Origin of the sequence: Haloarcula sp. Atlit-120R, from assembly GCF_003665885.1 — an archaeon.
Classification (GTDB): domain Archaea; phylum Halobacteriota; class Halobacteria; order Halobacteriales; family Haloarculaceae; genus Haloarcula; species Haloarcula taiwanensis.
This window is the reverse complement of sequence record NZ_QPLN01000120.1, coordinates 1-436: the sequence shown is the minus strand read 5'-3', so window position 1 is coordinate 436 and position 436 is coordinate 1. Positions and strand designations below refer to the sequence as shown.

Here is a 436-nt window from a genome sequence, read left to right as displayed (position 1 = left end):
GCATCGAACCGACCGGGAAGCCCATCGAAGTCGGCAACATGGTGTTTACCCGCATCGAAGACGGCGTGATTGCCGAGCGGTGGGTCCAACCGGACATGCTCGGCATGCTCACGCCACTCGGCGCTGTCGAACCGCCCACGGCGTGAGACCCGCCGAGACCGATATGTTTTGTGCGGCGACCGCGCCGCTCGATGGATGAAAAGGAAGAGCGCGGACGACCGGGCACCCGCCCGCACTCCACGGACACTGGGGAAAACCTCCCCTGTATACGCAACCCAAGTGCAGGTATCTACCTGCAGTAGACGCTACAACGTCCTCCATTAAAACATTTTTCAAATGTCATATGCTGCGTGTGTTCAGAACACACGCCTGGCGGCCGAACGGTCAGCCGTCGAACGTCGAAAGGCGGCGGCGCTCCTGTGCGAGGATTCGCTCC

Annotated in this window: 1 protein-coding gene; it reads left to right on the top strand. The window is 61.0% G+C overall.

All coding sequences use genetic code 11. The features are described 5' to 3' along the window. Positions 1 to 146, top strand: a 146-nt coding sequence (locus DVK01_RS23090; RefSeq protein WP_147435241.1) for an ester cyclase, incomplete at its 5' end; no start/stop codon positions are given. Positions 147 to 436 lie beyond the last annotated feature (290 nt).